The sequence below is a fragment of the Parvivirga hydrogeniphila genome (assembly GCF_023371205.1).
In the GTDB taxonomy this organism is placed as follows: Bacteria; Actinomycetota; Coriobacteriia; order Anaerosomatales; family Anaerosomataceae; genus Parvivirga; species Parvivirga hydrogeniphila.
In genome coordinates, this window is sequence record NZ_JAMCCO010000002.1 from 133503 (window position 1) to 159279 (window position 25777).

Here is a 25777-nt window from a genome sequence, read left to right on the forward strand (position 1 = left end):
CAACCTGCGGCACCTTCTGCCATCAGCACCACGGGGGCCGAATCGCTCGTCGTGCACAGACCGACGCCTCACGCGCGCGGGAAGAAGGGGTTGATCCGGCGCTCACGACCGATGGTGGTGTCCGGGCCGTGACCTGGGTGCACGACCGTCTCGTCTGGAAGCGCCGCGAGCCGCGCGATGGAACGCGCCATCGTCCGGGCGTCTCCGCCGGGAAAGTCGGTGCGACCGACGCTTCCCGCGAACAGCGTATCGCCGCTGAACAGGTGGCCGTCGCCGTGAAGGCAGATCGAGCCCGGGGTGTGCCCGGGCGTATGGAGCACCGCCAGCTCGACGCCTGCCGCCTCAACGACGTCTCCGTCTTTCAGCAGCCGGTCGGCCGGCGGCGCGGCCACCTCGAAGCCGAACACGCGACCGCCGTTGCGCTCAGCAGAGTTGATCGCGTGCGCGTCTGCCTCGTGCACGCAGACCGGCGCGCCCTTCTGCGCGGCAAGCGCCGCCACCGCGCCGATGTGGTCGAAGTGGCCGTGCGTGAGCACGATCGCCTCCACGCGCCGCGGCCCGATGATGCCCAGCAGCCGCACCGGCTCGCCTGCCGGGTCGATGACGAGCACGCGCTTCGCATCCGAAGACACCAGCCAGCAGTTCGTCTCCAAAGGACCGACGATGAGGCGCTCGACGATCACGACCGCCTCCGTTTCGCGCCGTTCGGCTCCGGCAGGCTGCGGCGTGCGTCGAACACGCCGCCGACGCCGCGCACCGAGTTCAGCACCTTGGTGAGCTGGTCCATGCTGCCCAGCTCGAGCAAGAACCGCATGGTGGCGATTCCCTGGCGGTCGGTCGAGACCGACGCCGAAAGCACGTTCACGCCAGCGTCAGCGAGCGCGACCGACACGTCTTGGAGCAGCCGCGTGCGGTCGAGCGCTTCGATGAGGATCTCGACCTGGTAGACGCTCGCCGCCCCCGTGTCCCACTCCACCGCGATGATGCGCTCCGGCTGGCTCAGCAGCTCCCGCGCGTTCGGGCAGTCTTTGCGGTGCACCGACACGCCGCGACCGCGCGTGACGAAGCCGACGATCTCGTCGCCTGGGACGGGGTTGCAGCAGCGCGCGAGGCGGATGAGCAGGTCGTCCACGCCAGCGACGCGCACGCCCGCGGTCGCGCGCCGACGCTTCGCGCGTGGCGGCGTCATGGGCCTGTCGAGCGGCAGGCCAGCGGGCCTCTCCTCCACCGGCGGCTGCACGACCCCCTCGCGCGCGAGGTGCTTGATGAGCTTCGTGGCGACCTGCCGGGGGCTTTGCTTGCCCGCGCCGATCTGCGCGAGGAGGTCGTCGGCGCTCCCGACGTTCATCTCCTTCGCCACAGCCTCCAGCGCCTTGGCGACACCGTGGCTCCCCAGTCCGAGACCGTGCTTGCGCAGCGCCTTCAGGAGCTCCTCGCGCCCGGTCTGCAGGTCGTCGACGCGCGCAACCTTGCTGAAGTACGCCTTGATCTTCGAGCGCGCAGACGACGTCTTGACGATAGCGAGCCAGTCGCGGGACGGGCTCGCATTCTTCGCGGTGAGGATCTCGACGCGGTCGCCCATCTGCAGTTCGTACGAGAGCGGCACGATGCTGCCGTTCACCTTCGCGCCCACGCAGTGGTTCCCGACCTCGGTGTGGATGGCGTACGCGAAGTCGATCGGCGTCGAGCCCTTCCTGAGCGAGATGACATCGCCTTTCGGCGTGAAGACGAAGACCTCGTCTTCGAACAGGTCGATCTTGAGGGCCTCCATGAACTCGCGCGGGTCTTTGAGCTCGGTCTGCCACTCGAGCATCTGGCGCAACCACGCGAGCCGCTCGTCGAACGACTCGTCCTTGCCGCCTTCTTTGTACCGCCAGTGCGCCGCGATGCCGTACTCGGCAGTCCTGTGCATCTCCTCCGTGCGGATCTGGATCTCGAGCGGCCGGCCAGCGGGGCCGATGACGGTGGTGTGGAGCGACTGGTACATGTTGAACTTCGGCATCGCCACGTAGTCCTTGAAGCGCCCCGGGACCGGCTTCCAGATGGAGTGCACCGTGCCGAGCGCACCGTAGCAGTCCTTGACCGACCCGACGATGACGCGAAGCGCGATGAGGTCGTAGATCTCTGAGAAGTCTTTCCCGCGCTGGGTCATCTTCTGGTAGATGCTGTACAGGTGCTTGGGTCGACCGGAGATCTCCGAGGCGATGCCGACGGCCTCGAGCTCGCTTCTGAGCTGCTGGATCACCTGCTCCAGGTACTCCTCGCGGGCAGCGCGGCTCTCGGCCACCATCCGCTGGATCTGGTTGAACTTCTTCGGCTCCAGGTAGAAGAACGCCAGGTCTTCGAGCTCCCACTTGATCTGCGAGATGCCGAGGCGATGCGCAAGCGGCGCGTAGATCTCCATCGTCTCGATGGCCTTCTCGCGCTGCTTCTCGGGCGGAAGCGCCGACAGCGTCCGCATGTTGTGCAGGCGGTCAGCGAGCTTGATGAGGATGACCCGGATGTCCTTGGCCATCGCGATGAGCATCTTGCGCAGGTTCTGCGACTGCGCCTCGGCCACCGTCGAGTACTTGATGCGGCCGAGCTTGGTGACGCCGTCGACGAGCGCGGCGACCTCGGGGCCGAACCGGGCGCGGATCTCGGCGAGCTTCACGCCGCTGTCCTCGACGACGTCGTGCAGGAGCGCGGCCTCAAGCGTGATGGTATCGAGGTGGAGCTCGGCGAGGATCTTGGTGACCTCGAGCGGGTGCGAGACGAACTCCTCGCCCGACTTGCGCACCTGGCCGGCGTGCTTCTCGAGCGCGAACTCGTACGCAGCGCGCAGCCCCGCCAGGTCAGCGCCTGGGCTGTAAGACTGCACGATGGCCTCGATCGACTCGACGGTCGTCGGCACGCGCTCACCTCGATGCCTGGGTGCCCGCTCGCACAGTGTGCGCGAGCGGTAGACGTAAGTATACGCGCTGCCCGGAGCCGCGCGCGGAAGGCCCTACGCGGACGGGACGATCGGACGGTTGATCCTCGTGAGCAGCTCCTCTGCGCTCGCAGAGAGCACCCACTGCTTGAATGCCCCGAACTCCGCCACGGCCTGCCTGCCTTCCGCGTAGCGGACGGAGCGTTCGAGATCGACCTTCACGCCGCCCACGTCGATAAGCTCGATGCGGCGGTAGGTCGCGATGCCGCTCGTTCGAACGAGCCCGAGTTCGCGGAAGACCGCAAGGCCCGCAGACACGCCTGACTCGTCCAGCCGCGAGGTCGGCCGCTTGCGCCTCGCCGCCTCCGCAAGCTCGGCGTTCGTGGCCTCGATGCCGTCCTCCCCCGCGTCGCGCGCGCGGTCGCGAAGCGCTAGATAGAGCGCGGCCAAGTCGTCCCGCTCTGGCGCGAGCGAGGCGACGATGGCCTCGTTGATGCGCGCGTCGCGTTCGCAGAACAGCAGGTGGACGGCCGCCGGAGCGCCGTCCCGGCCCGCCCGGCCGCACAGCTGGTTGAACTCGACGGCCGAGAAGGGCATGTGGTAGAGGACGACACGCCTGACGTCGGGCACGTTCACCCCCTCGCCGAAGGCGCTCGTCGCCACGACGGCCCGCACCGACCCGTCGCGGAACGCCTCTTCCACCGCGTGGCGCATAGACCGCCCGAGCCCGCCGTGGTAGAACGCGACCGCATCGCGGACCCGTGGCGCGGCGCGGCGCAGATGCTGGGCGAGCCTGACGGCCTCCTCCCGGCTGTTGACGTACACGACGCTCTTCTCGCCGTCTGCGAGAAGCGACGCGAGCGCCGTGCGCTTGTCCGGCACGCCGCGGCGGTCTTCCAGCGTGAGGTTCTCGCGCACCGTCGGGTCGAGCACGCGCCGCGTCACGCCGAGCGCCTGCTCGATCGCGGCCGCTGCCCCATCGTCGGCGGTGGCCGTCGTCGCGAGCACGTCGCGTACGCCCGCGGCCTCGAACGCGGCCGACAGCTGCGCGTAGGCAGGCCGGTGCCCGCGCCGCGCGGCGCCCACGTGGTGCGCCTCGTCGACGACCGCGAACCGCACGCGCTTGGTCGCGCCGAACCGCTCCGCGTGCCGCTCGAAGAACTCGGGCGTGGTGAGCACGACGTCGACGGAGCCGTCCGCAAGCGCCCCGAACACCCCGTCGCGCTCCGCAGGGCCCGACTCGCCCGTGAGGACAGCCGCGGTGCAGCCAGCGCGCGCAAGCGTGCTCGCGAGGTGGTACGCCTGGTCCGCGACGAGCGACCGCAGCGGGTAGATGAAGACCGACGCTTCGCTCCGCTCCACCGCCCGTCTCGCAGCGTGCGCGAAGAACACGAGCGACTTTCCCCGCCCCGTCGCCATGACGAGCAGCGTCCGCTCGTTGCGCTCCAGGGCCGCCAACGCTTCTCGCTGCGCCTCGTGCAGCACGATGCCGGGCGCGATCGCCTCGATGACGCCGTCGAGCAGCTCCTCGCCGGAACGCTCCTTGAGGCGAGCGCGCGCGGCGGCCGCTTCGTCGCCTGCCTGCGCCTGCTGCTCGTCGTCGTCCGCTCGCCGGACGAGCACGTTCACGCCGAACGCACCGCGCGTTGCATCGCCGGTGACCTCGCTGACGACGACCTCGTAGACCGCGCCTGCGTCGATGTGCGGCGCGAGCGCCGCGGCGAGACGCCGGTTGAAGTAGCCGACGTGCGTCCCGCTCGGGTCGTGCAGCGCGCAGGCGGACCCGTCGTGAGGATTGTCCGGCTCGCGCACGATGCGAAGCGGGGTGCCGGGAACGAGACGCGCCACGGCTTCCTGGCGGCCCTCGAACGTGACGCCGACGAGCTTCGTATGGAACGCGGGCTCCTCGGCGATGGTCGCGTACTCGGCCCTGTCCAGCGACGCGTCCGCCCCCTCGAACAGCGCATCCACGAGCTCGCGAGCCGGCGACTCCGGCGATGGCGCGTGCGCGTGCACGCCCCTGACGACGAGGCGCACGCGGTCGCGTCCACGCCACGACGAGCGCTCGATCTCCGCGACGACGTCGGCTGCGGCCTCGTGCGCCATGAGCGCGTCCGGGTCGGGGCAGCGGAACATCACCGCGTCGGCGCGTGCGACGCCGTCGTGGACGTCCATCATCAGGTGTTGACCCATCGAGCCCGCCAGCCGGCACCTGTCGAGGAAGACGCCCGGGAGCGCGAAGACGGGCCGCGGGTTCCCGAACCCGAAGGGCTCGAGCATCGTGATCTCCGCCGCCGCCTCCAGGCCGACGTCGGAGAGGCGGGCCACGGCATCCACGAGCGCCACGCGCGGCCCGAGGCGCGCGACGTCGTCTGCGAGAGCCTGCGAGATGGCCGCTCGGAAGTCGTCGATCCTATCGGCAGGCAGCGCGAAGCCCACGGCCGCCTCGTGGCCGCCGAACCGCGTGAGCAGCCCGCCCGTGCGCGCGAGCGCGCCGTAGAGGTCGACGCCTGGCACCGAGCGGCCCGAGCCCTGCGCTTCGTCGCCTTCGATGCACAGGACGAGAGCCGGAAGCCCGAAGCGCTCGGCCAGACGCGACGCCACGATGCCGCGCACGCCTTCGTGCCAGTCCTCGCCGGCCACCACGATCGCGGGAGGGGTCGGCCCGCCGAGCGCCTCGAGCCGCGCGAGCGCTGCCTCGAAGACGTCGGCCTCCACCGACTGGCGCACCCGGTTGTGCTCGTCGAGCGCGCGCGCGAGCTCTTCGGCCTCGGTCTCGTCGCTCGTCATGAGGAGCCGAAGGGCGAGCGCGGGGTCCGCCATGCGCCCTGCCGCGTTCAGCCGCGGTGCAAGCCCGAACGCCACGCGCTCGGCTGTGATCTCGCTCATCTCGATGCCTGCCACGGCCGCGAGCGCGCGGATGCCCGGACGTGGCGCACGGCGAAGCGCCGCGAGCCCGTCTGCCACGAGCGCCCGGTTCGGCCCCGTGAGCGGCACGACGTCGGCGACGGTCCCTATCGCGGCGAGGTCGGCGAAGCGCGCCCACGCGTCCGTCTCGCCCAGCAGCTCCCCCACCGCGCGCGCGAGTGCGAGCGCGACGCCCGCGCCCGAGAGCTCGGGGCCGCCGTCTGCGAGCTTCGGGTCGGCGACCGGGACGCCCTCGGGCACCAGGTCGCCGGGTTCGTGATGGTCGGTGACGACCGCGTCGACGCCGCGCGCTCTCAGCGTGCGGACCTGCTCGGCAGCAGAGATCCCGCAGTCCACCGTCACCACGAGGTCCGGCCGCTCGGCAAGCACGCGCTCCAAAGCGGCATCCGTCAGACCGTAGCCCTCCCGGAACCGGTGCGGGACGATGGGCGTCGCGTTCCCGCCGAGGTCCCGGAGCGCGAGGGCGAGCAGCGCCGCCGCCGACACGCCGTCCAGGTCGAAGTCCCCGAACACCACGACGTGCTCGCCGCGCCGAAGCGCACGCGCCACGCGCTCCGCGGCCTCGGCGAGCCCCGGGACTGCGGTCTTTTCAGGCCAGTCGCGAGCGAGCGACGGCGCCAGGAAGCGCCGCGCCTCGGCCTCGCTCGCCACCCCGCGGGCGACGAGAACAGACGCCGTCAGCCGCGAGACGCCGAGCGCCTCCGCGAGCCGCGCCGCTTCCGCCGCATCCATTGCGCGACGCAGGCGCCATCCGCTTGCTGTGCTCACCATGCGTGCATCCTAACGCACAGGGCCGACACGCTGCCGCGCATCGGCCCTGGGATCGTGTGCGCGCACGCGCCTTAGGAGGCCTTCTTCGCCGCCTTCTGCGCCTGCTTCTTGCGGAGCGCCTGGTACCGCGGCTCCGATTCCTTCCATATCGCATAGATGTTGCTTGCGACGCCCACTGACGAGTACGCACCGGAGATCATGCCGACGAGGAGCGCGAATGCGAAGTCCTTGAGCGTCTCGCCGCCGAAGAAGAACAGCGCCGTCACCGGGATGATCGACGTCAGGCTCGTGTTCACCCAGCGCGCAAGCACCTGGTTGATAGAGTCGTTCGCGGCCTCCGTGAACGTCTGCTTCGTAAGCGTCCGCGTGTTCTCCCGGATGCGGTGGAACACGACGATCGTGTCGTACAGAGAGTATCCGAGGATGGTGAGCAGCGCAGCGATCGTGTTCGGCGTCACCTCGCGACCGGACACGGCATAGATGCCGAGCACGATGAGCGCGTCGTGCACGAGCGCGAGCACCGCGGTGACCGACATCTTGTACTCGAACCGCACGGAGATGTACAGCAGGATCGCAAGGATCGAGATCGTGAGCGCCGTGAGCGCTGAACGGGTGACGCTCCTGCCCCACCCTGGGCCGATGGTGGTCACCGTGACGTCCTGCTTCGGGAGACTGAGCTCGTCTACCACCTTCAAGAACGCCTCTTCGGCCTTTTGCGAATCGGACTCGGCGGTGCGCACGAGCCACGACCCGTCTTGCGTCGTCTGAATCGTCGCGTTGCGCGCGTCCGGGACGCCGGCCTTCTGAAGCGCCGTGCGCACCTGCTCCGCGGTGACGCCCGGCTTCGTCTTGAGCGTCATGACCGTGCCGCCCTGGAACTCGATGCCGAAGACGAGCCCTTTGAAGATGAGCGCGGCGATGCTCACCGCGATCAGGACACCGGATATCGCGAAGAAGATGTTCTTCTTGCCGAGGAAGTCGATGTAGATGCGCCTAGACATCCTGGCCTCCCTTCACGCCGAAGAGGGCGGGCGCTTTGTGCACCACCGACTCGGCCAGGAGCATCACAGCGCTCCGCGTGAACAGGAAGGCCACGAACAGGTCGCAGACGATGCCGAGCGCGAGCGTGAGAGCGAAGCCCTTCACCGGACCGATCGCGAAGATGAAGATCGCGATGGCGCTCACGAGCGTCACGAGGTCGGCGTTCAGGCTCGTGATGAGCGCGTGCCGCGTGCCGGACTTGGCGGCGCTGCGGAACGTCTTGCCCATCCGCACCTCTTCCTTGAAGCGCTCGAAGATGAGGATCGACGAGTCAGCGGCGAGGCCGACGGTGAGGACGAGACCGGCCACGCCAGGCAGCGACAGCGAGTACGCACCCGCGCGCGAAAGGAGCGCGATGATGCCGAACAGCAACGACAGGTACGACGCCAGCGAGAACCACGACAGCAGGCCGAACCCTCGGTAGTACACGAGCATGAACAGCGCGACGAGCCCGAAGCCGGCAAGGCCCGCAAGCAGGCCCTGCTTGAGTGATTCCTGGCCGAGCGTCGGACCCACGATCTGCGTGGAGGAAGGCGTGAGCTTCACCGGCAGCGCGCCCGCCTGCAGCACCGCCGCGAGACGCTTGGCCTCCTCGGCGGTGAAGGTGCCGGAGATCATCGTCTTGCCATCGGTGATCGGCTGGCGGATGGTCGCCACCGACTGCACGACGCCGTCGAGGGTGATCACGATGGCCTGCCCCACGTTGGCCGTCGTGTACTTCGCCCACGCGTCCGCGCCCTGCTTGTCGAAGTCGAGGGAGACGGCCGGACGGTTGCTCTGGTCCACCGTGACGCCGGCGGACTTCACGTTCGCACCCGTGACGATGATCGCGCTTTCCGGGTACGCGCCTTCCGGCAGCACCGCGCCGTACTCGAGCGCCACGTCCGTCGCGGTGATGCTCCGGGCGTCCACGAAGTCGAGCCGGCCGGTCGACCCGAGCGTCTTGAGCGCTTCGCGCGAGTCCTTGATGCCGGGGATCTGGACGAGCAGCGCGTCGGCACCGGAGCGCTGCACGCTGGCCTCGCTCACACCGAGCGCGTTCACGCGCTCCGTGAGGATGGTCTCCGCCCGGTTCATCATATCTTCGGTGAGCGGCTGGCCCGGTGCGGGCTCAGCGGTGAGGATCACCGACAGGCCGCCTCTCAGGTCGAGCCCTTGCGAGATCTTCTTGTCGAGCGGCCAGAAGGCCCACCACGACAGCGCTACGAGCACCAGGACGATGCCGAGCGCAAGGACGTTCTTCGACTTGTCGTCCATCCCGTCTCCAGTCTTTCCGTGTCGTTGCTGCCGGCTATTCGCCGCTTTCCACCTTGCGCGCGATCGCAGAGCGCGCGTAGGTGACGACGACCCCCTCGGCGACCTTCAGGTCGACGGTGTCGTCTGCGAGCGCCACGATCGTGCCGTACAGCCCGCCGATCGTGACCACGCGGTCCCCGACGGCGAGCGACGCCATCAGCTGCTGCTGCTCCTTCTGACGCTTGACCTGCGGGCGGATGAGCAGGAAGTAGAACGCCACCACGAGCAACACGAGCGAGAGAAGCTGTCCGTACTGCTGGTTCATCGCAGACCTCCTCGGTCAGAAGCGCAACGGAGCCGTGCCGATGCACGGCCACACATCATACCACCCGCGCGGGCTCAGCACTGCGCCATCATCAGTAGTCGTTTGCGCCAGGGCTTTCCATCCACGCGCGCACGAACGCCGCGTACTCGCCAGCGACGATCGCCTCCCGCGCGCGGCGAACCAGGTCGAGCACGAAGTGCAGGTTGTGCGTCGTGAGCAAGATGGCGCCGAGCATCTCTTTCACGTTCACGAGGTGCCGGAGGTATGCGCGCGAATACGACCGGCAGACCGGGCACGAGCACGCAGGATCGAGCGGACCGAAGTCCCGCGCGAATCTGGCGTTGCGCAGATTGAGGCGCCCTTCCGACGAGAACGCCGTGCCCAGACGCGCCGTGCGCGTCGGCAGCACGCAGTCGAACATGTCCACGCCGAGCGCGATCGCCTGCACGATGGTCGTCGGGTTGCCGACGCCCATGAGGTACCGCGGCCTGTCCGCCGGCAGAAGCGCACCGACCTCGGCCAGCGACTCCAACATGAGCTCGTGCGGCTCGCCCACCGAGTAGCCACCGATGCCGTAGCCGGGAAACCCGATCTCCCCCAGCCGCTCGATGCTCTCGCGCCGAAGGTGCTGGTAGAGTCCTCCTTGCACGATGCCGAAGAGAGCCTGGTCCTCTCGTGCGTGCGCCGCCCAACACCGCTTCGCCCACGCAGCCGACCGGCGCACCGCCTCGGCCACGAACGCCTCCTCGGCCGGGTACGGCGGGCACTGGTCGAGCTGCATGATGATGTCGGCGCCGAGCTGCTCTTGGATGCGCACGTTGTCCTCAGGCGTCCAGCGGTGCCACGCGCCGTCGACGATGCTGCGGAAGATCACGCCATCGTCGTCGAGCTTGAGCGTGTCGGCGAGCGAGAAGATCTGGAAGCCGCCGGAGTCCGTCAGGATCGCGCGCTTCCAGTTCGTGAAGGCGTGCAGGCCGCCCGCCTCGGCCACCAGGTCCGCTCCCGGACGCAAGAACAGGTGATAGGCGTTGGCGAGCACCACCTGCACGCCGAGCGCCTCGAGCGACTCCGGCGTCATCCCCTTGACGGTGGCGCGCGTGCCCACCGGCATGAACACCGGCGTCAGCACAGGTCCGTGCGCGGTGTGGAAGACCCCGGCGCGAGCACCGGTGGCGCCGTCTGCCGCCTGGACCTCGAATCTGTGCATCGTGGACATGCCGGCCATTCTATCAGCACCCCGCACGCGGTATCCTTGGACGCGAACCGGCGAGCGCTTCAGGCCGTCTTACGCAAGGAGAGGCAGTGGATCGCACCGGCGTCACCGGCGATAGCGAGCTTGTCGCTCAGGCCCAGGCCGGCGACGAGCGCGCGTTCGAAGCGCTCGTGCGCGCGCACATCGACGCCGTGTACGGCCACGCGCTCAGATTCTTCGGCGACCCGACGGCCGCAGAAGACGCGACGCAAGAGGTGTTCATCAAGGTGTTCCGCTCGCTCGGATCGTTCGATGGCCGCTCGGCCTTCTCGACGTGGCTGTTCCGCGTCACCCGCAACGTGTGCCTCGACATGGCGCGGGCCCGCACGCACGTCCCGGTCCCAACGGACCTCTCGGACTTCGACCCGCCGCGCACCGAGGACGCGTCCGATGCCGTCGCGCTCGGGCAGTCCGTCGAAGCAGCGGTCCGCACGCTCCCGCCGGAGGAACGGGAGGCGCTCGGCGCGATCGCGCTGTTCGACCTCTCGTACGAGCAGGCCGCAGAAGCGCTCGGCGTGCCCGTCGGAACGGTGAAGTCCCGCGTGTTCCGCGCGCGCAAGGCGCTCGCGGTGCTCCTGATGGAGAGCGAAGGAGGCGCGTGATGGACTGCGAGCGCGCCATCGCGGTCTTGCTCGAAGCGGCAGACGGACCCGTCCCTGCCGAGGACCTCGCGCAAGCCGAGGCGCACTGCGACGCGTGCCCCGAGTGCGCGCGCGTCAAAGCCGGTCTCGCCACGCTCGCCGCCGCGCCCAGGCCCGCCGCTCCGCCACAGCTCGCAGACGCCGTCCTCTCAGCCGTCCGCGACGAGCGCGAGCGGGCCGCCGAGCAGGCCCGAGCCCTCGAGGCCGCTGCGCGCGAGCTCCCCGCTCGGTCTTCCGAGCCCACCGGGATGCCCGCTCGCTCGCGGTGGCGCGGATGGGAGCGCCGGTTCGCCGGCTTCGCGGCAGCGGCCGCCATCGTCATCGTGGGGCTCGTGGCAGTCGGACTGTCGCTCCCGCACGTGGCGACCATGTCCGGCACGGCGGTCGTCGAAAGCGCCCAGGACCGCACCGCCCCGAAGTCCGCCGCGCCGCCGGGAGCCGAACCGACGGCCGAGAGCAACTACGGCGCTGCGCAGGCGTCGGCCGTGGCGAGCGCGCCCCCGTACGTGACGCTCGACGGGCTCGTGTTCCGGCTCGAGAGCGTCGAGCGCTCGATTCCCTCCGCGCTTGCGACCGCAGGCGTGATCGCAAGCGCCCTCGACGACCCTGAGAGCGACCCGGCGACGATGACGGCGCTTGCAGACCCTGCCGAACCCTCTGTCACGACCATCTGGCTTCAAGCTCCCGATGGCCGGGCCCTCCGATTCCGCCTCGTCACGCGCTCATACGCTGGCGATGCCTTCGCGCTGGAGAGCGGCACGCCCATCGCGCGCTTCGGTGAGTGGCCGACGCTGCCATCCCGGTTCGCGCCCCCTGCCTCGCCGGACGGATCGCCCACGTTCCGCTACTTCGGCTCCGACGATCGCGGTGTCCGCATCTACGTGCCTGCAGGGGCGCGCCCGCTGGACGGGTTCGCGGTCGCTCCGGGCACGACCGAAGACGATCCGGCGCGCGGCAACCCGAACTGGACCTGGTGGGTGCGCCTCGACTGACGCTCAGACGATGAGCATCGCGTCGCCGAACGACAAGAACCGGTAGCGCTCGCGCTTTGCGGTCTCGTAGGCGCGCATGATGAGGTCGCGGCCGGCGAACGCGCTCACCATCATCAGCAGCGTCGAGCGCGGCATGTGGAAGTTCGTGATGAGCGCGTCGACAACGCCGAAGGTGAAGCCGGGCAGGATGAACAGGTCCGTCACGCCCTCGGACGGCTCCACGAGCCGCGTCTGCTCGTTGTACGCGCTCTCCAGCGCCCGCACGCTCGTCGTACCCACGGCGATCACGCGCGAGCCCCGGCGGCGCGCCTCGTTCACCGCGTCGGCCGTCCACGCCGGCACGCGGTAGTGCTCGGCATGCATGACGTGCTCGCGCGGGTCGTCCACCGCGACGGGCCGGAAGGTGTCGAGCCCCACGTCGAGCTCGACTCTCGCGACGTGCACGCCACGCTTCTGGATCTCGTCCATGAGCGCTTCGGTGAAGTGCAGTCCTGCCGTCGGCGCAGCGACGCTGTGCTCGTGCGTCGCGTACACCGTCTGATACTTCTCGGGGTCGTCGAGCGAGGCGGTGATGTACGGCGGCAACGGCATCTCGCCGATGGCGTGCACCGCGTCCATGAACGTGCCTTCACGCACGCTGAAGGTGATGACGCGGCCTCCGGTCTGCTCGATCACGTCAACGATGAGGCCGGTGAGCAGCCCATCGCCGAACACCACTTTCGCCCCGGGCTTCAGGCGGCGCCCCGGCTTGACGAGACACTCCCAGGTGGTCCCGTACCGGGGGCGCAAGAGCAGCACCTCGACCGCCCCGCCGGTCTCGTCCTTCGCGCCGCGAAGCCGCGCGGGCAGCACGCGTGTCTCGTTGACGACGAGGACGTCGCCTTCCCGCAGGTACTCGGGCAGGTCCCGGAACGTCTTGTGGTCGATCTGCCCGCTTGCGCGCTCGACGACCATCAGGCGGCACGCGTCGCGCGGCTCGACAGGGCGTTGCGCTATGAGCCCGGTCGGGAGATCGTAGTCGAAATCTGCAGTCCTCACCTGTCCTCCACTCGCCTGCGTGCTCCGCGCCAGTGTAACGCATCCGTTCCCGCGGCTATCGCTCGAGCCGCCCATCGGATACCATCACGCCGTGAGCACCTGGTCATCGGCAGACATACACCTGCACACCACCGCCTCTGACGGTTTGTACTCGCCACGGCAGGTCGTGGAGTGGGCGGCTGAGCGCACCGATCTTTCTGTCATCGCCATCACCGACCACAACACCATGGACGGCGCCCTCGAAGCCGCCGAGATCGCGAGGGACCTTCCGATCGAGCTCGTGCTCGGCATGGAGATCGACTCGGTGGACGGGCACGTGCTCGCACTGTGGGTCCGAGAACCCGTGCCTTCCGGGATGAGCGCGCTTAAGACGGTGGACGCCATCCACGAGCAAGGCGGCATCGCCATCGCCGCGCACCCGTTCGCACCGAAGTGGTGGGCGAAGCACGGGCTGTGCCGCGGTGACGAGCGCGTGTACGACGCGGTGCCGTTCGATGCCTTCGAGATACACAACGCGACCCCGCTGCTCTTCCACGCGAACCTGCGCGCCCGGGCCTACGTCAAGCGCAACCCCGGGCGCTTCGCCGTCACCGGCGGAAGCGACGCCCACATCCTGTCGGCGATCGGCGCGACGCGCACGCTCTTCCCCGGCCGGACCGCTGCCGACTTGCGCCGCGCGATCGAAGAGAAGACCACGCGGGTCGACAACACGCTGTTCTGGCTCACGCGCAATGCGCGCTACCTCGCCCACATGCCGAGCATCGTCAGACGCGAGCGCGCACGGCGGCACGCCGACGGGCACACGCCTTAGGGCGCCCCGCCCTTCTCCTTCGCGCGACGAGCGTCCCGATCAGCACGGGCCTTGGCGGCCTCCCACTCCGAGAGCATGCAGCCGCAGTACTTCTGCCGGTACATGCCGAGCTCCTTGGAGCGGCGCACGGCGTCCTGGTAGCGGCTCCTGAAGTCGCGCCCGACGTAGGCGAGGCCCGCCTGCTCGGCCACCTCGCGGGCGACCTCATCGAGCGCAGCAGCGTCCTGGTAGGGGCTCACCGTGAGCGTCGTGGCGAGCGCATCGATCCCGCGCTCCGCGGCAACGCGCGCGGCGAGCGCGAGCCGGAGCCGCCAGCACGCCCGGCAGCGCTCGGCAGGCGTGCGCCACAGCCCGGCGGTGGCTTCGAGCCAGAGCACGGGAGCGTACGGGACCTCGACGACCTCGGCCCCCACCGACGCCGCGTACTCGACAAGCACGTCGCGACGCCGTTCGTACTCGGCGCGCGGGTGGATGTTCGGGTTAGCGTAGACAACGAGCGGCTCGAACCCCTCGGCTCGCAAAGCGTCGAGCGGCTCGAGCAGGCACGGCCCGCAGCATGCATGAAGGACGACGCGCTCCATGGCCCGATTGTATATGCCCGCGCGCCTCGCGTCAGCGCATGGCCGCGATGCGCAGCCCGATGGTGAGCAGACCGAAGGCGATGAAGATGAGCGCAGACGCGTAGCGGAGCTGCCGCTCCGGCAGACGCGTCCCGAGCGCCCGGCCGACCGCGATGGCGACCACGTCGGCCGACACCATGCCGAGCGTCGAGCCGAGCGTCACGCCCCAGAAGCGCGCCCAGCCGTCAAGGCCGGCGTCCTGCACGATGCCGATGCCCGCGAGCGCGTGCGAGATGCCGGCTCCCGCGCCCTTCAGCGACGCGATGAGCGCCGCGCCCGGGTCGGCCGCGATGGCCATCGTCATGATCTGCGTCTTGTCTCCGACCTCGGCGAGGAAGAACCCCGCCGCGCACGCCAGCACCGGGCCGAAGCGTGCGAACCGGCTCGGGGCATCTTCGTCCTCGTCGAGGTCGTCGCCGCGGAGCGTCCAGACGCCGAAGCCGACGAACAGAAGCCCTGATACCCACGACAAGAGCTCCTCCGGAAGCAGCGAACCGAGCCCCTGGCCGACGGCCACGGAGACGATGTGGACGATAAGCGTCGAGAGCGTGAGCCCCGCGATGACCTGCCACGCTTTGAAGCGCGAGGCAAGCACGAGCGCGAGCAGCTGGGACTTGTCGGCCAGCTCGCCGATGAAGATGAGCGTGAACGCGACGACGAAGACGAACGCCATCTCAGTCCTCCTGCGGGCGGAGCGCCACGAGAAAGCGGGCGGCCCCGGGTCCAGGACCGCCCGCCCATGTGGCGACCGGAGAGGTTCTAGAGCTTGCGGACGTTGCTCGCCTGCAGCTTGCCGTTCTGGCCGGTCGTGATCTCGAAGGTCACGGCCTGCCCTTCCTCGAGGGTCTTGAAGCCCTCCATCTGGATCTCGCTGTAGTGGACGAACAGGTCGTCGCCGTCCTCACGCGAGATGAACCCATAGCCCTTGTCCGGATTGAACCACTTCACCGTTCCCTCTGGCATGCACTTCCGTCCTTCCGCCCCGCGCGGGGCCACGCTCGTGCGACGTGTCTGCCGGCGACCTTGATGCGCTCGCGTGCGCGGCTGTCCAGACGGGCGGTGCGTGCTCGTGGCGCTTCTCGGTTTGACAAACCGTCTCGCAACAACCTTGGGCCTACGCCCACTACGGCCACGATGGTAGCACAAGCGAGCAGAATGCAAGAGGGTGCTTCACGAACTCCGGGCGCGCTCGCGTCTTACCACTACGACCAGCGCAACGACGGCGAGCATGAGCCCGGCGACGGCAGCGATGAGCACGGGGCTCGCGCCGCCCGACGCGCCGGAGCCCGAAGCCCCGCCTCGTTCGTACTCCACGGTGACTTCGAACCGCTGCCCAGCGGCAAGCCTCACCGGGGAGAGAACGTACAGCGTCTCCCCCTTCGCGTTGCGCTGCGGCTCGCCGACAGGCTGCGGCGCGATCTTCACGCCGGTCGCGCCTGGCTCGATCACCACCGAGAACGTGTACGGCCCTTCCTCCCCCGTATTCACCCACGCGAGCGTGGCGAAGACCTTCGAGCCGCGCACCCGAGGCGAACCGACGGTGGCCTCCACCTGGGCGATGGGTTTCTGCTCGAGGCGGAACACCGCCGCCAGCGCGCCTGCGGTCGGCACTAGAGAGGGCTGGCGGAATGGGTCGTTCGCCGGGTCGCCACCCAGGATCTCGCCGCTCCACAGCACCTGCGCACCTGCCGGCAAGGGGACGGTGACGGTGGCAGGAAGGCTCGTTTCTGGCGAGAGAACCGCGTTCACGATGACGTCGGACGAACCCGTCTGCCCCACCGGCACGAACTGCACCTGGTACTCGGCCACCCGTGCGTGCGCCACAGACGGCGCGAAGACCGCCGCAGCCAGCAGAATCGCTATCGCGAGAGCCGCGACGCGCCGTTTCGCCACCATCACCTGCTCGCCTCCTCTGACGCAGCGACCGTGTTCTCCATCAGCATCGCCCGGGTCATCGGACCCACGCCGCCCGGAACCGGGGTGATCGCGCTCGCGATGGGCGCAACGCTTTCGAAGTCCACGTCTCCCACGAGGCCTGCATCGGTACGGTTGATCCCGACGTCGATCACCACCGCGCCTGGCTTGACGTAGCTCGCATCGATCATCCTCGCCCGGCCGATGGCGGCCACGAGGATGTCGGCCTCCCGGCACACGGCGCGCAGGTCGGCCGTCTTCGAGTGGCACACCGTCACCGTGGCGTCTGCCTGCAAGAGCAACAGCGCCATCGGCTTGCCCACGATGACGGAGCGGCCCACCACCACGGCGCGCTTGCCCCGCGGGTCGATGCCGTAGGCGCGAAGCAGTTCCATCACACCCGCCGGCGTGCACGCGTGGAGCGCCGGCAGCCCGCGCACCAACCGGCCGATGCTCACCGGATGGAAGCCGTCCACGTCCTTCTCGGGTGCGATGCGCGCGATGACGGCCTCGGCGTCGAGCCCATCTGGCAGCGGGAGTTGGACGAGGATGCCGTGCACGGCCGGGTCGGCGTTGAACCCGTCGACGAGCGCCTCCAGCTCGGCCTGGGGCGTGTCGGCAGGAAGCCGCACGTCGATGGACCGGATACCGACCTGCGCGCAGTCGCGCTCCTTCATGTCCACGTACGCGCGTGACGCCGGGTCGTCACCCACGAGGATGACGGCCAGGCCTGGCTCGACACCTCGTGCCTTGAGCGCGGCCACGCGCTCGGCAGCCCGCTCCTTGACGTGAGCTGCCACCTTCTTCCCGTCGATGATGACTGGCGCCACCCGCTTCACCCTCCGTTCCTGGTCATGACAGACCCACCACGTTGCCGTCGGCGTCGATGTCGATGCCTTCACCCGCCGGCCGGCTCGGCAGACCGGGCATCGTCATGATGTCACCGCACAGCGCATAGAGGTAGCCCGCGCCCGCGGACAGCTTGACGTCGCGGACCAGCAGCCGCCATCCGCTCGGACACCCCTTCGCCTGCGGATCGTGCGTGAGCGAGAGGTGCGTCTTTGCCATGCACACGGGGAGCCGCTTGTACCCCATCGCCGAGTACGCGGCAAGCGCCCGCTCCGCCGCCGGAGCGAAGTCCACGCCCTCGGCGTTGTAGATGCGCCGGGCGATCGCCTCGATCTTCTCGCGCGGCGGGAGCGTGTCGTCGTAGGTGAGCTCGAAGCTGCTCTCACACTCCCACGCGCGCATCACGGCGCGCGCCAGGTCCTCGCCCCCGGCTCCGCCGTCGGCGTGCATCGTGTGCACCGCAACGTCGCATGCGCCCGCCTCCAGCGCGGCCCGGCGCACCATCTCGTGCTCGGCGTCCGTGTCGCTCGGGAAGCGGTTGATCGCCACCACCACCGGCACGCCGAACGCCCGCACGTTCGCGATCTGCTTGCGCAGGTTGCACAGCCCCTCGCTCACCGCTTCGAGGTCCTCGGCGAGCAGACCGGGGTCGAGCGGCTGCCCCGGCTTGATGGAGAACCGCCCTGAGTGCGCCTTGAGCGCGCGAACCGTGCACACCAGCACGGCTGCGTCCGGCTTCAGTCCGGAGGCGCGGCACTTGATGTTCGCGAACTTCTCGAATCCGAGATCGGCGCCGAAGCCCGCTTCGGTGACGACGACGTCCGCAAGGCCGAGCCCGATGCGGTCCGCGATGATCGACGAGTTGCCGTGCGCGATGTTCCCGAACGGACCCGCGTGCACGAGCACCGGCCCGCCCTCGAGGTTCTGCACGAGGTTCGGTTTGATGGCGTCTTTCATGAGGACCGTCATGGCGCCTGCGACCTTGAGGTCCTCGGTGGTGACCGGACGGCCCTCCTTCGTCGCCGCCACGACGATGCGGCCGATGCGCACGCGCAGGTCGTGGAGGTCTTCTGCGAGCGCGAGCACCGCCATGAGCTCGCTTGCCGCAACGATGTCGAACCCCGTCTGCCGCGGCAGCCCGTTCGCGCGTCCTCCCAGCCCGACGACGATGTCGCGAAGCGCGCGGTCCGAGATGTCCACGACCCGCCGCCAGGCGATCGCGTGCGGATCGATGCCGAGGCGGTTGCCGTGGTGCAGGTGGTTGTCGATGAACGCCGCGCACAGGTTGTGCGCCGCCGCGACGGCGTGCGCGTCGCCCGTGAGGTGCAGGTTCAAGTCCTCCATCGGCACGACCTGGGCGTACCCGCCGCCTGCCGCCCCGCCCTTGATGCCGAAGACGGGGCCGAGCGAGGGCTGGCGGATCGTCGAGACCGCGCGCAGGCCGAGACGCCTGAACGCCTGCCCGAGACCCACTGTGGTGAGCGTCTTGCCCTCGCCGAGCGGCGTGGGCGTGATCGCCGTGACCACCACGTACCGTCCGCGAGGCGTCTCGCGCACGCGCGCAAGCGTCGCGAGAGAGATCTTCGCTTTGGCCGGTCCGTACGGTTCGAGCTCGTCCGGGAGAACCCCGAGCTCTTCGGCCACCTCGCGGACAGGACGGAGACGAGCCGAACGCGCTATCTCGATGTCAGACGCCATGCGGCTCCTCGCCTCGTTCGATGCTGCCGGGCACGAATCGCAAGTGTACCCCACCGCGCGCCTCAGCCGCAGGCGTCGCGCTCTTTCACGATCGCGAGGATCCGCTTGAACTCCTCGGTGCCTGCCCGCGAGACCAGCTCGTACAGCACCTGCTCGACGGTCACGACCTCCACGCCGCACAGGCGCAGGCGCTCGAAGGCCACGTCGCGGTCGAAGTCACGCCGCGAGCACACGGCATCGGCGACGACGACCGGCCTCAGGCCGTCGAGCGCCATCGAAAGGGCCGTTTGCGTCACGCAGATGTGCGCTTCCATGCCGCACAGCACAGGACTCGTCCTTTCGAGCGCGGCGAGTGCGCGCACGAACGCCGGCTCGGCCATGCAGTCGAACGCCATCTTGTCGACCACAGGCGCGTCTCCCAGGGCCTCGGCGATCTCGGGGACGATCTCGCCGATGCCACGCGGGTACTGGCGCGTGGCGAGGACGGGAACGCCGAGCTCCCGCGCTCCCCGCACGAGCGCCCGGACGCCCGCGACCGTCGCGTCGCATCGCGGCATGGCCGCCGCGAGCCGCTCCTGCACGTCCACCACCACGAGCACCGCGTCGTCGCGCGCGAGCGCGCCTGCGCTGCTGCCGCCCATCCCGTCAGCCACCTCCCGTGCTTTGGGTATGAAGTCCCATGACGCGAACGATACCAACGGAAGGAAGGAGCGCGCCATGCCTGACGCACCCGTGCTCGGGCCGATCAACTTGATCGACGACCGCGCGTCTGCGGGAGATTTCGAGAAGAAGCACACCCCGTACATCGAGGTCGAGCGGCACGACGACGGCTCGCTCACCGCGACGGTGACGGTCGGATGGGACGTCCCCCACCCCAACCAGCCGGACCACTACATCGCCTGGATCGAGCTCTACGCTGACGGAGCGCCCATCGCCCGGTTCGACTTCGTACCGGTCGTCTCCTGGCCGACAGTCTCGGTGCGGCTTGCGCTCGACGCCGGTACCACGCTCCGTGCGGTCGAGCACTGCAACCTGCATGGCCTATGGGCTGCCGAAGTCGTCGTGTGACGCTCGCTCCTCGGCATCGCGCTTGAGCGTCGAGCGCACGCCGAGAAGCGTCCCGGCGATGATGATGGCCAGTCCGAGGATGACGCCCGGCAAGGTCTCGCTCGTTATCACCTGATACCTCCGTGGAAGGAGCCGCCCCGAAGGGCGGCTCCTTCATGCTACAGCATCGACATCCGGTGCGCTTACCAAAGCAGGTCTGCGATGGCGTTGGACACCGCAGCGCTCACCGCACCAGGCCCGCCGAAGACCGTGAGCTTCAGGATCTCGGAGGTATGCGATTCGATCGCTGTCTTCGTATCCGGGCTGAGCATGGTCGGCTCGGTGAGCAGCAAGACTCCCTCCTTGGCACCGCTGGCCACCCCGCCGGTAAGCGCGTCGGGGAAGTTCTTGCCGGTCGCCACGCCGACGACAGTCCACGTCAACCACCCGTTCTCGACGGCCTTGTCTGCAACCGCCACGGCCGTGGCGTACCGGTCAGCACCGGCCATGCGCTCGACTGCCACGCCGGGCAGCGCGTCGACCGCAGACGCCACGCTGCCAGACACAGCGCCGGTGCCACCAGCGATCCACACCGTGCTCACGCCGACGTCGGTGATCGCCGAGCGCGTGCTCGCCGGCAGCTCTCCGGTCCGAGTCAAAAGCACCGGCATCGCCATCCGGTAGGCCGGCGGCGAGACGGCGACGCCGTCAGCGAAGTCGTCGCCGCGCACCAGGAAAGCGCCGTCCACCGGGCCGCCTCGCAGCTCCGCGATCTTGCGCGCTACCTGGGCGGCCGTCGCATACCGGTCAACGCCTGCGATGCGCTCGACCGCCACGCCGGGCAGCGCGTCGACCGCAGACGCAACGCTGCCAGACACCGCGCCTGTGCCGCCGATGATGAAGACCTGCGTCGCGCCAAGGCGCACGATCTCGTCGCGGACCTGTGGAAGCAGCGTGTCCGGCTTCGTGAGCAGCACTGGGCCCTTGACCTGGCCAGCGAGGCCAGATGCGCTCAATGCGTCGGGGAACTTCTCGCCGGTCGCGAGCACCACCGTGTCGGCGCTGTCGAACGTCTGCTGGCTCGCGGCGACGGCCGTGTCGTACCGCGTGTCGCCCATCGCTCTGACGAGGGCATCGGTCGTGCTGAAGGGAAGCGTCGTGGTGAGCTCATCGCCATCGCGTGAGAGCAGCCCGTCGATTTCGACGAGATACTCCGTCGAGGACTTGAGCGTGTCTTGCGGCGTCAGCATCACCGTGCCGTTCTCGCCATCCACCGAGACGTCGAGCGCGAGAGTCTCCGTCCCGTCGGTGACAACGAACGTGCCGTCCGTGATGCTGCTTTCGTCCAGACGCTTGCTGAACTGGATCTCGACCGTAGCGGTGGGGCTGAGCGCCGGCTCGGAGGGGTTCGGCGTGTACTGCTCGACCTCGAACGGATAGTGGAGCGTGAAGGGGATCGCTATCGCACGCGGCGCCTCGGTCGGGCCAAGGTAGACGACGCCCTCGAAGTCGCCTTCCCGCTCCGCCAAATCCCCACGGTACTTCGTCCAGTCGACCGACAGCGGAACCACCTGGCCCGCGCTGAGCGGCCCGGACGGAAGCCCGCTGACCTGGAGGTCGCCGCCCATCGGGTAGGACGCCGTAAGCTCGAAGGTGTCGGTCCCTGAGACGCTGTAGCCGTACACGTCGATCAGGTACGACCCGTCGGCCGGCTGCTCGATCCGCACGTGCTCGTCGCCCGTCGCCGTCTCGGACGCGCCGACCAGCTGCCAGCCGGATCCGTCGAACCAGTAGACGTACAGGTCGAGGTCGGAGCCCCCTGCCGCTGAAATCGCGACGTCAAGATACGCCGCGCCAGTGAGAGAGAGATCGTAGTACTTGTCCTCGCTTTGCGTGATCTCCTCAGCGGGATAGTACAGGCGCTTGCTGAGGCCATAGGCTTCGGCCGCCAGACCGTTCAGGTCCATCGTCGTCGTGAACTGCAGTGGGACCGAGCCAGAGCCTGCCGACTCGCAGACCGCGATGCTCGATGGATCGACGCCGACGATGCCCGCTTGGCCCGATACCGGCTCGCGCCACGATTCGCCGGACCAGACCACGCTGTGCAGCATGATCTCATTGAGCCCGCGCTCGAGCGGCCCGGCCACCCATTCCTGCGTCGTTCCGGTCGCGGTCTGCCAGAGCCAGATGCCAGCTCCGATGTTGGTGTTGGCGGAGCCGCCCTTCAGCTCCATGCCGTGCGGACCGAAAGTAGTCGGGTCGATCGAAGACCACTCGTCGTCGGAAGGACCGTACAGGAGCGTGTCGATGTCGGTGTCGACGGCGCCGGCCCCGTCAGGCCACTCCGTCTTGACGAGCCACGTGGCGCCTGGAGGCAGCGGCTCGTCGTCTTGCACGTCTGCCATGAAGAAGCGCCAGTCGCCTGACTCGGCACGCCAGTTCCAGCTCTGACCGCCGAACATCTCGCTGTTCGGCAGGATCGGGCTGGGGTCGTCTGTGGCCACCTGGGTGGGCCGCAGCGCGGCAGCCCCCATCCCGTCATCGACGGTACCGAACGAGAAGTTCGGCGTGTTGGACGCCACCGTGATATGCACCGGCACGATAGAGGTGAACGTGTCGCCGCCCCGGTAGGTGGTGATGACGTACTCGCCCTCGTAGAAGCCGGGCTTGGCGTCCGAGGGCACCGTGAGCGTCAGCGGCACATCGATCGCCGAGGAAGCCAGGAGGGTCTGCGTCGTGTCCTCTGCGGCAGAGCTCAACCACGGGTGATCGGCTTCGCGGTACAGCTCGATGACGATCTGCACCTGCACCGTCTTGTCCGCGGTGGCATCGTTGCTGTGCTGGAGGCCGAGGAAGACGCCATCGTGCATCCGGTCGAGCGGGTGCTGGATGCGGATCTCGTGGCTGTTCGCGAAGTTGTTCGAGTACGTGAACCGCATGTACTCGCCCGGATCCATCTCACCGGGATCCACGTAGCCGTCCGAGTCCGCGTCTGCCCACAGCGACCCGTCGCTGTCCTGGTCCTTCCAGTCGTACGCGAGCAGGCGCGTCGTGTTGTGCGTGGAGCCGCTCGTGTTGAACGCACCCGTCGGCGCGAAGTCCGCGAACGGCGTCGCCGTCCTGATGACCACGAGGTCGGGATCCCAGTCCCGTATCTGCGCGGTGATGTTGCTCACCCAGTCAGGCCGGTTGAAGTCATACGGGGACTCGTTCGTGCCATCGAGCTCCACGAGCATCGATGTGGCGGACACTTGTTCGAGCGTCCTGTCCATGACCGCGACGTCCACATCCGAGTCAGCCGACCGGTTCCACACCTGCACAGAGCCCTCGTAGGTCATGCCGGGATGAACGACGCTCGGGAACGAGAGGTACGAGCTGCCCCGATAGTCGCCAGGGACCCACTGGCTCGGCGTCACCTCGACGCCGCCTGTGCCGGTGATGAGGTCGATCGACTTCTTCGCGTCGACCATGCCGGCGCCCTGGACGGCGGAGTCGTAGCCCAAGTCGCGCGCGCCGGCCATGAGGTAGTCACGCGCCTGCGACCACGTCGGATAGCGGCCGAACCGCTGCTTGAACGCGTCGTAGATGAGCGCCAGATTGCCGGCTGCGACCGGGCACGAACGGCTCGTCCCGCCCCAGACGATCCAGGAACGCCAGCCGTCCCATGCACCTTGGTTGAGGGCCATCGCGCCGGAGGAGTACGCGCCGTCGGCCACGACCGACGGACCGGCGTGGCCCATCGCGGACGGGCCGCGGTTCGACCACGGGATGACGTCGCCCACGGTCACCTGATCGGCGTCGTAGATGGAGTCCCAGCCGCCGCACGCACCGAGCTGCGTGGATGCGCCGACGCCGATGCCCGTCGACGGCGTCGGCGGTGCGTTCGTCCCGTACCCGGGAGCGCCGTTGCCCGTCGAGAAGAGGAACGTGGTCGTGGCGTTCACCTGCGTGTTCAGAGCGGTCACGTACCGGGAGTGGTAGTCCCATTCGTCAGCGTCCACCGCGGAATCGCCGTACGAGTTGGAAACGGTCTGCACCTCGTCTCCCGTCCCGGCCTGCATGTCTGCGCCGAACGCCGCGTAGTCGTACGCGAGCAGCGTCGAGGTGAAGAAGTTCCAGTAGATGTCGGAGAACGCCACGACTTTGGAGTCGCGCGCAGCGCCCTGGACGATGCCGTCACCGCCGCCTGTCGGCGTCTTGAACGGCGGGTAGACGCCGTCGTCCATGATCGGGTCGGACGGGCCGTCGGTCATCCCCTGGCCCACCACGTTGCTCGCGCACAGCGTGCCGTGGTACTCGTCGAAGTTCAACGCGCCCATGAAGCAGACGAGATCGCCGTTCCCCGGCACCGGCGCGGACGGATCGTGCCCGCCTAAGATGAACTCGAATCCCGGCGGCTGGTTGGCGCCGTCAGCGATCCAGTACACCATGCCGCCAGAGAGGTCCGCGTACCCGTCGGGACCGTACGTCTCTGCCTCCGAGTCCCAGTAGTCCAGGTACGAGATCGGCGAGGACATGGTGCACGGCTTCTCGTACGAGAAGTCGTGGTCCATCCACACGTCCACGTAGACGGTGTCATAGACGCCAGGCGTGGTCTCGTCAGACACGAGAACCGCGGGGTACTCGCTCCACCCGCTCATCCACGCATACAGGTTCTCGTCCCACAGGTAGCCGATGTGGTACGTGCCCGACTTGCTCGTGCCCGGCGTGACGAACGTCTTGCCGTCGAACGTCGGGTCCGTCTCGGTGATCGTCGCGCTCGTGTCGGACCACCAGGTCTGACCGTCGTGCACGAACGAGGTGCCGTAGTAGACGTCGTACGCGTACAGGAGCGCAGAGAACGGATCGAAGGCCTCCGGCCAGCCGTGGTGCGGCGAGGCTGGGTCGGACACGATCGCTTGCGTGCCCTGCAGGTCCGGGTGCGCGAAGTCGACGCTGTCGTCAGCGACTGCGACCTTCACGCCCGCTCCGGTGTAGCCGGCGTCCCACGCGGCGGCCGAGTTGTGGCCGCGCGGCGACACGTCGAACCACCCGGTGGCGCCGCCCCCATCGTACGCAGCGTCTGCGCCACGCAGCACGGCGTCCTTGCTCGAAAGCGGCCGCCGCGCTGGGCGCACCTGCACGCCGTCGGCGTCGAAGAGCGACCGGAACTTCGTGAGCGCGCCTGCCTTCGCGGCCTGCTGGAGCCGCGCTTTGGCCGCTTTCGCGGCCTTCGCCCGCTCGGCCTTGGACGGCAGCGGCTTGTCAGGGATCGGCGGCGGCGTGATGCGGCCGTTGTCGAAGACCTTCGTCACGCCAGCAGACGTCGCTATCTTCTCCAAGGAGCGCACCTTCGCGCGACCAGCGTACAGGTCGTGCTTCGGGTCTGCTCGAAGCGCGAGCTTGAGCGGCATCTCGAGCTCTTTCGGCGGCTTGGTGCCTTTGGCCACGAGCACCGCGACGTCCACGCGGGCATCGCGGTCCTTCGGGGAAACGGCGGACTTCACGCGCTCCTTGAGCTTCGCGTCCAACCGGTTCCCGCTGAGCTCGAACAGCCCCGCGGACGCGCCGCCTGGCGCGGACTCACCGCTCGGCGCCGGCGCTTTCGGCTTCGGCGCGGCTGCGGCGAGCCCTGGGCCCGCTATGCTCGCGAGAAGCGCGATCGACACCACGATTCCGAGGATCCGCCTGGATGGACGATGACTGCTCGCCATGCGCCCGCCC

Annotated in this window: 21 protein-coding genes; 4 read left to right on the forward strand and 17 right to left on the reverse strand. The window is 68.9% G+C overall.

Features of this window, described 5'->3' with window-relative positions:
• Nucleotides 1-68 precede the first annotated feature (68 nt).
• From MX659_RS06285 to tgt, 7 genes are all read right to left on the reverse strand, one after another.
• Nucleotides 69-683: an MBL fold metallo-hydrolase gene (locus tag MX659_RS06285; RefSeq protein WP_267192629.1), complete on the reverse strand. Its 615-nt coding sequence runs from the start codon at nucleotides 681-683 to the stop codon at nucleotides 69-71.
• Entirely contained in the window at nucleotides 680-2893 is a 2214-nt protein-coding gene (locus MX659_RS06290) for a RelA/SpoT family protein (protein WP_323745494.1), read from the reverse strand. Before MX659_RS06290 ends, MX659_RS06285 begins: the two co-directional genes overlap by 4 nt.
• A 93-nt stretch (nucleotides 2894-2986) precedes the next feature.
• Entirely contained in the window at nucleotides 2987-6610 is a 3624-nt protein-coding gene (gene recJ, locus MX659_RS06295; RefSeq protein WP_267192630.1) for a single-stranded-DNA-specific exonuclease RecJ, read from the reverse strand.
• 71 nt (nucleotides 6611-6681) lie between these two features.
• The gene (secF, locus tag MX659_RS06300) at nucleotides 6682-7611 is read right to left on the reverse strand and encodes a protein translocase subunit SecF (RefSeq protein WP_267192631.1); all 930 of its coding nucleotides are present in this window, start codon (nucleotides 7609-7611) and stop codon (nucleotides 6682-6684) included.
• On the reverse strand, nucleotides 7604-8908 hold the full coding sequence (secD, locus tag MX659_RS06305; RefSeq protein ID WP_267192632.1) for a protein translocase subunit SecD: 1305 nt from the start codon (nucleotides 8906-8908) through the stop codon (nucleotides 7604-7606). Before secD ends, secF begins: the two co-directional genes overlap by 8 nt.
• 34 nt (nucleotides 8909-8942) lie before the next feature.
• Nucleotides 8943-9212: a preprotein translocase subunit YajC gene (gene yajC / locus MX659_RS06310; RefSeq protein ID WP_267192633.1), complete on the reverse strand. Its 270-nt coding sequence runs from the start codon at nucleotides 9210-9212 to the stop codon at nucleotides 8943-8945.
• Nucleotides 9213-9303: 91 nt separating this feature from the next.
• Entirely contained in the window at nucleotides 9304-10428 is a 1125-nt protein-coding gene (tgt, locus tag MX659_RS06315; protein ID WP_267192966.1) for a tRNA guanosine(34) transglycosylase Tgt, read from the reverse strand.
• 86 nt (nucleotides 10429-10514) lie between these two features.
• On the opposite strand from tgt, the gene MX659_RS06320 reads away from it, so the two are divergent.
• A complete protein-coding gene (locus MX659_RS06320) occupies nucleotides 10515-11066 on the forward strand; it encodes an RNA polymerase sigma factor (RefSeq protein WP_267192634.1) in 552 nt (183 codons plus the stop codon).
• A complete protein-coding gene (locus MX659_RS06325) occupies nucleotides 11066-12097 on the forward strand; it encodes a hypothetical protein (RefSeq protein ID WP_267192635.1) in 1032 nt (343 codons plus the stop codon). Before MX659_RS06320 ends, MX659_RS06325 begins: the two co-directional genes overlap by 1 nt.
• A gap of 3 nt (nucleotides 12098-12100) precedes the next feature.
• On the opposite strand, the gene queA is transcribed toward MX659_RS06325, so the two are convergent.
• Entirely contained in the window at nucleotides 12101-13135 is a 1035-nt protein-coding gene (gene queA, locus MX659_RS06330) for a tRNA preQ1(34) S-adenosylmethionine ribosyltransferase-isomerase QueA (protein ID WP_267192636.1), read from the reverse strand.
• A gap of 91 nt (nucleotides 13136-13226) precedes the next feature.
• Between queA and MX659_RS06335 the strand changes: the two genes are divergently transcribed.
• Complete coding sequence (locus MX659_RS06335) at nucleotides 13227-13946, forward strand: CehA/McbA family metallohydrolase (RefSeq protein ID WP_267192637.1); 720 nt, start codon at nucleotides 13227-13229, stop codon at nucleotides 13944-13946.
• Here MX659_RS06335 and MX659_RS06340 read toward each other — a convergent pair.
• The 7 genes from MX659_RS06340 to MX659_RS06370 all read right to left on the reverse strand — a co-directional run bounded on the left by MX659_RS06340 (nucleotide 13943) and on the right by MX659_RS06370 (nucleotide 19668).
• Complete coding sequence (locus MX659_RS06340) at nucleotides 13943-14527, reverse strand: epoxyqueuosine reductase QueH (protein ID WP_267192638.1); 585 nt, start codon at nucleotides 14525-14527, stop codon at nucleotides 13943-13945. The two genes, MX659_RS06335 and MX659_RS06340, sit on opposite strands and share 4 nt — an antisense overlap.
• A gap of 31 nt (nucleotides 14528-14558) precedes the next feature.
• Nucleotides 14559-15239, reverse strand: a complete 681-nt coding sequence (locus tag MX659_RS06345) for a TMEM165/GDT1 family protein (protein ID WP_267192639.1) — start codon at nucleotides 15237-15239, stop codon at nucleotides 14559-14561.
• An 86-nt stretch (nucleotides 15240-15325) separates the two neighbouring features.
• Nucleotides 15326-15529, reverse strand: a complete 204-nt coding sequence (locus tag MX659_RS06350) for a cold-shock protein (protein ID WP_267192640.1) — start codon at nucleotides 15527-15529, stop codon at nucleotides 15326-15328.
• Between the two features lie 207 nt (nucleotides 15530-15736).
• Nucleotides 15737-16465: a hypothetical protein gene (locus MX659_RS06355; RefSeq protein ID WP_267192641.1), complete on the reverse strand. Its 729-nt coding sequence runs from the start codon at nucleotides 16463-16465 to the stop codon at nucleotides 15737-15739.
• On the reverse strand, nucleotides 16462-17310 hold the full coding sequence (gene folD, locus MX659_RS06360; protein ID WP_267192642.1) for a bifunctional methylenetetrahydrofolate dehydrogenase/methenyltetrahydrofolate cyclohydrolase FolD: 849 nt from the start codon (nucleotides 17308-17310) through the stop codon (nucleotides 16462-16464). Before folD ends, MX659_RS06355 begins: the two co-directional genes overlap by 4 nt.
• Nucleotides 17311-17332: 22 nt before the next feature.
• A complete protein-coding gene (locus MX659_RS06365; protein ID WP_267192643.1) occupies nucleotides 17333-19027 on the reverse strand; it encodes a formate--tetrahydrofolate ligase in 1695 nt (564 codons plus the stop codon).
• Nucleotides 19028-19089: 62 nt separating this feature from the next.
• Nucleotides 19090-19668, reverse strand: a complete 579-nt coding sequence (locus MX659_RS06370) for an isochorismatase family protein (RefSeq protein ID WP_267192644.1) — start codon at nucleotides 19666-19668, stop codon at nucleotides 19090-19092.
• Nucleotides 19669-19744: 76 nt separating this feature from the next.
• On the opposite strand from MX659_RS06370, the gene MX659_RS06375 reads away from it, so the two are divergent.
• Entirely contained in the window at nucleotides 19745-20095 is a 351-nt protein-coding gene (locus tag MX659_RS06375) for a desulfoferrodoxin family protein (RefSeq protein WP_267192645.1), read from the forward strand.
• Here the strand turns inward: MX659_RS06375 and MX659_RS06380 are convergent.
• A complete protein-coding gene (locus MX659_RS06380) occupies nucleotides 20069-20206 on the reverse strand; it encodes a hypothetical protein (RefSeq protein ID WP_267192646.1) in 138 nt (45 codons plus the stop codon). The two genes, MX659_RS06375 and MX659_RS06380, sit on opposite strands and share 27 nt — an antisense overlap.
• 71 nt (nucleotides 20207-20277) lie before the next feature.
• Entirely contained in the window at nucleotides 20278-25767 is a 5490-nt protein-coding gene (locus tag MX659_RS06385) for a cell wall-binding repeat-containing protein (protein ID WP_267192647.1), read from the reverse strand.
• Nucleotides 25768-25777: the final 10 nt, after the last annotated feature.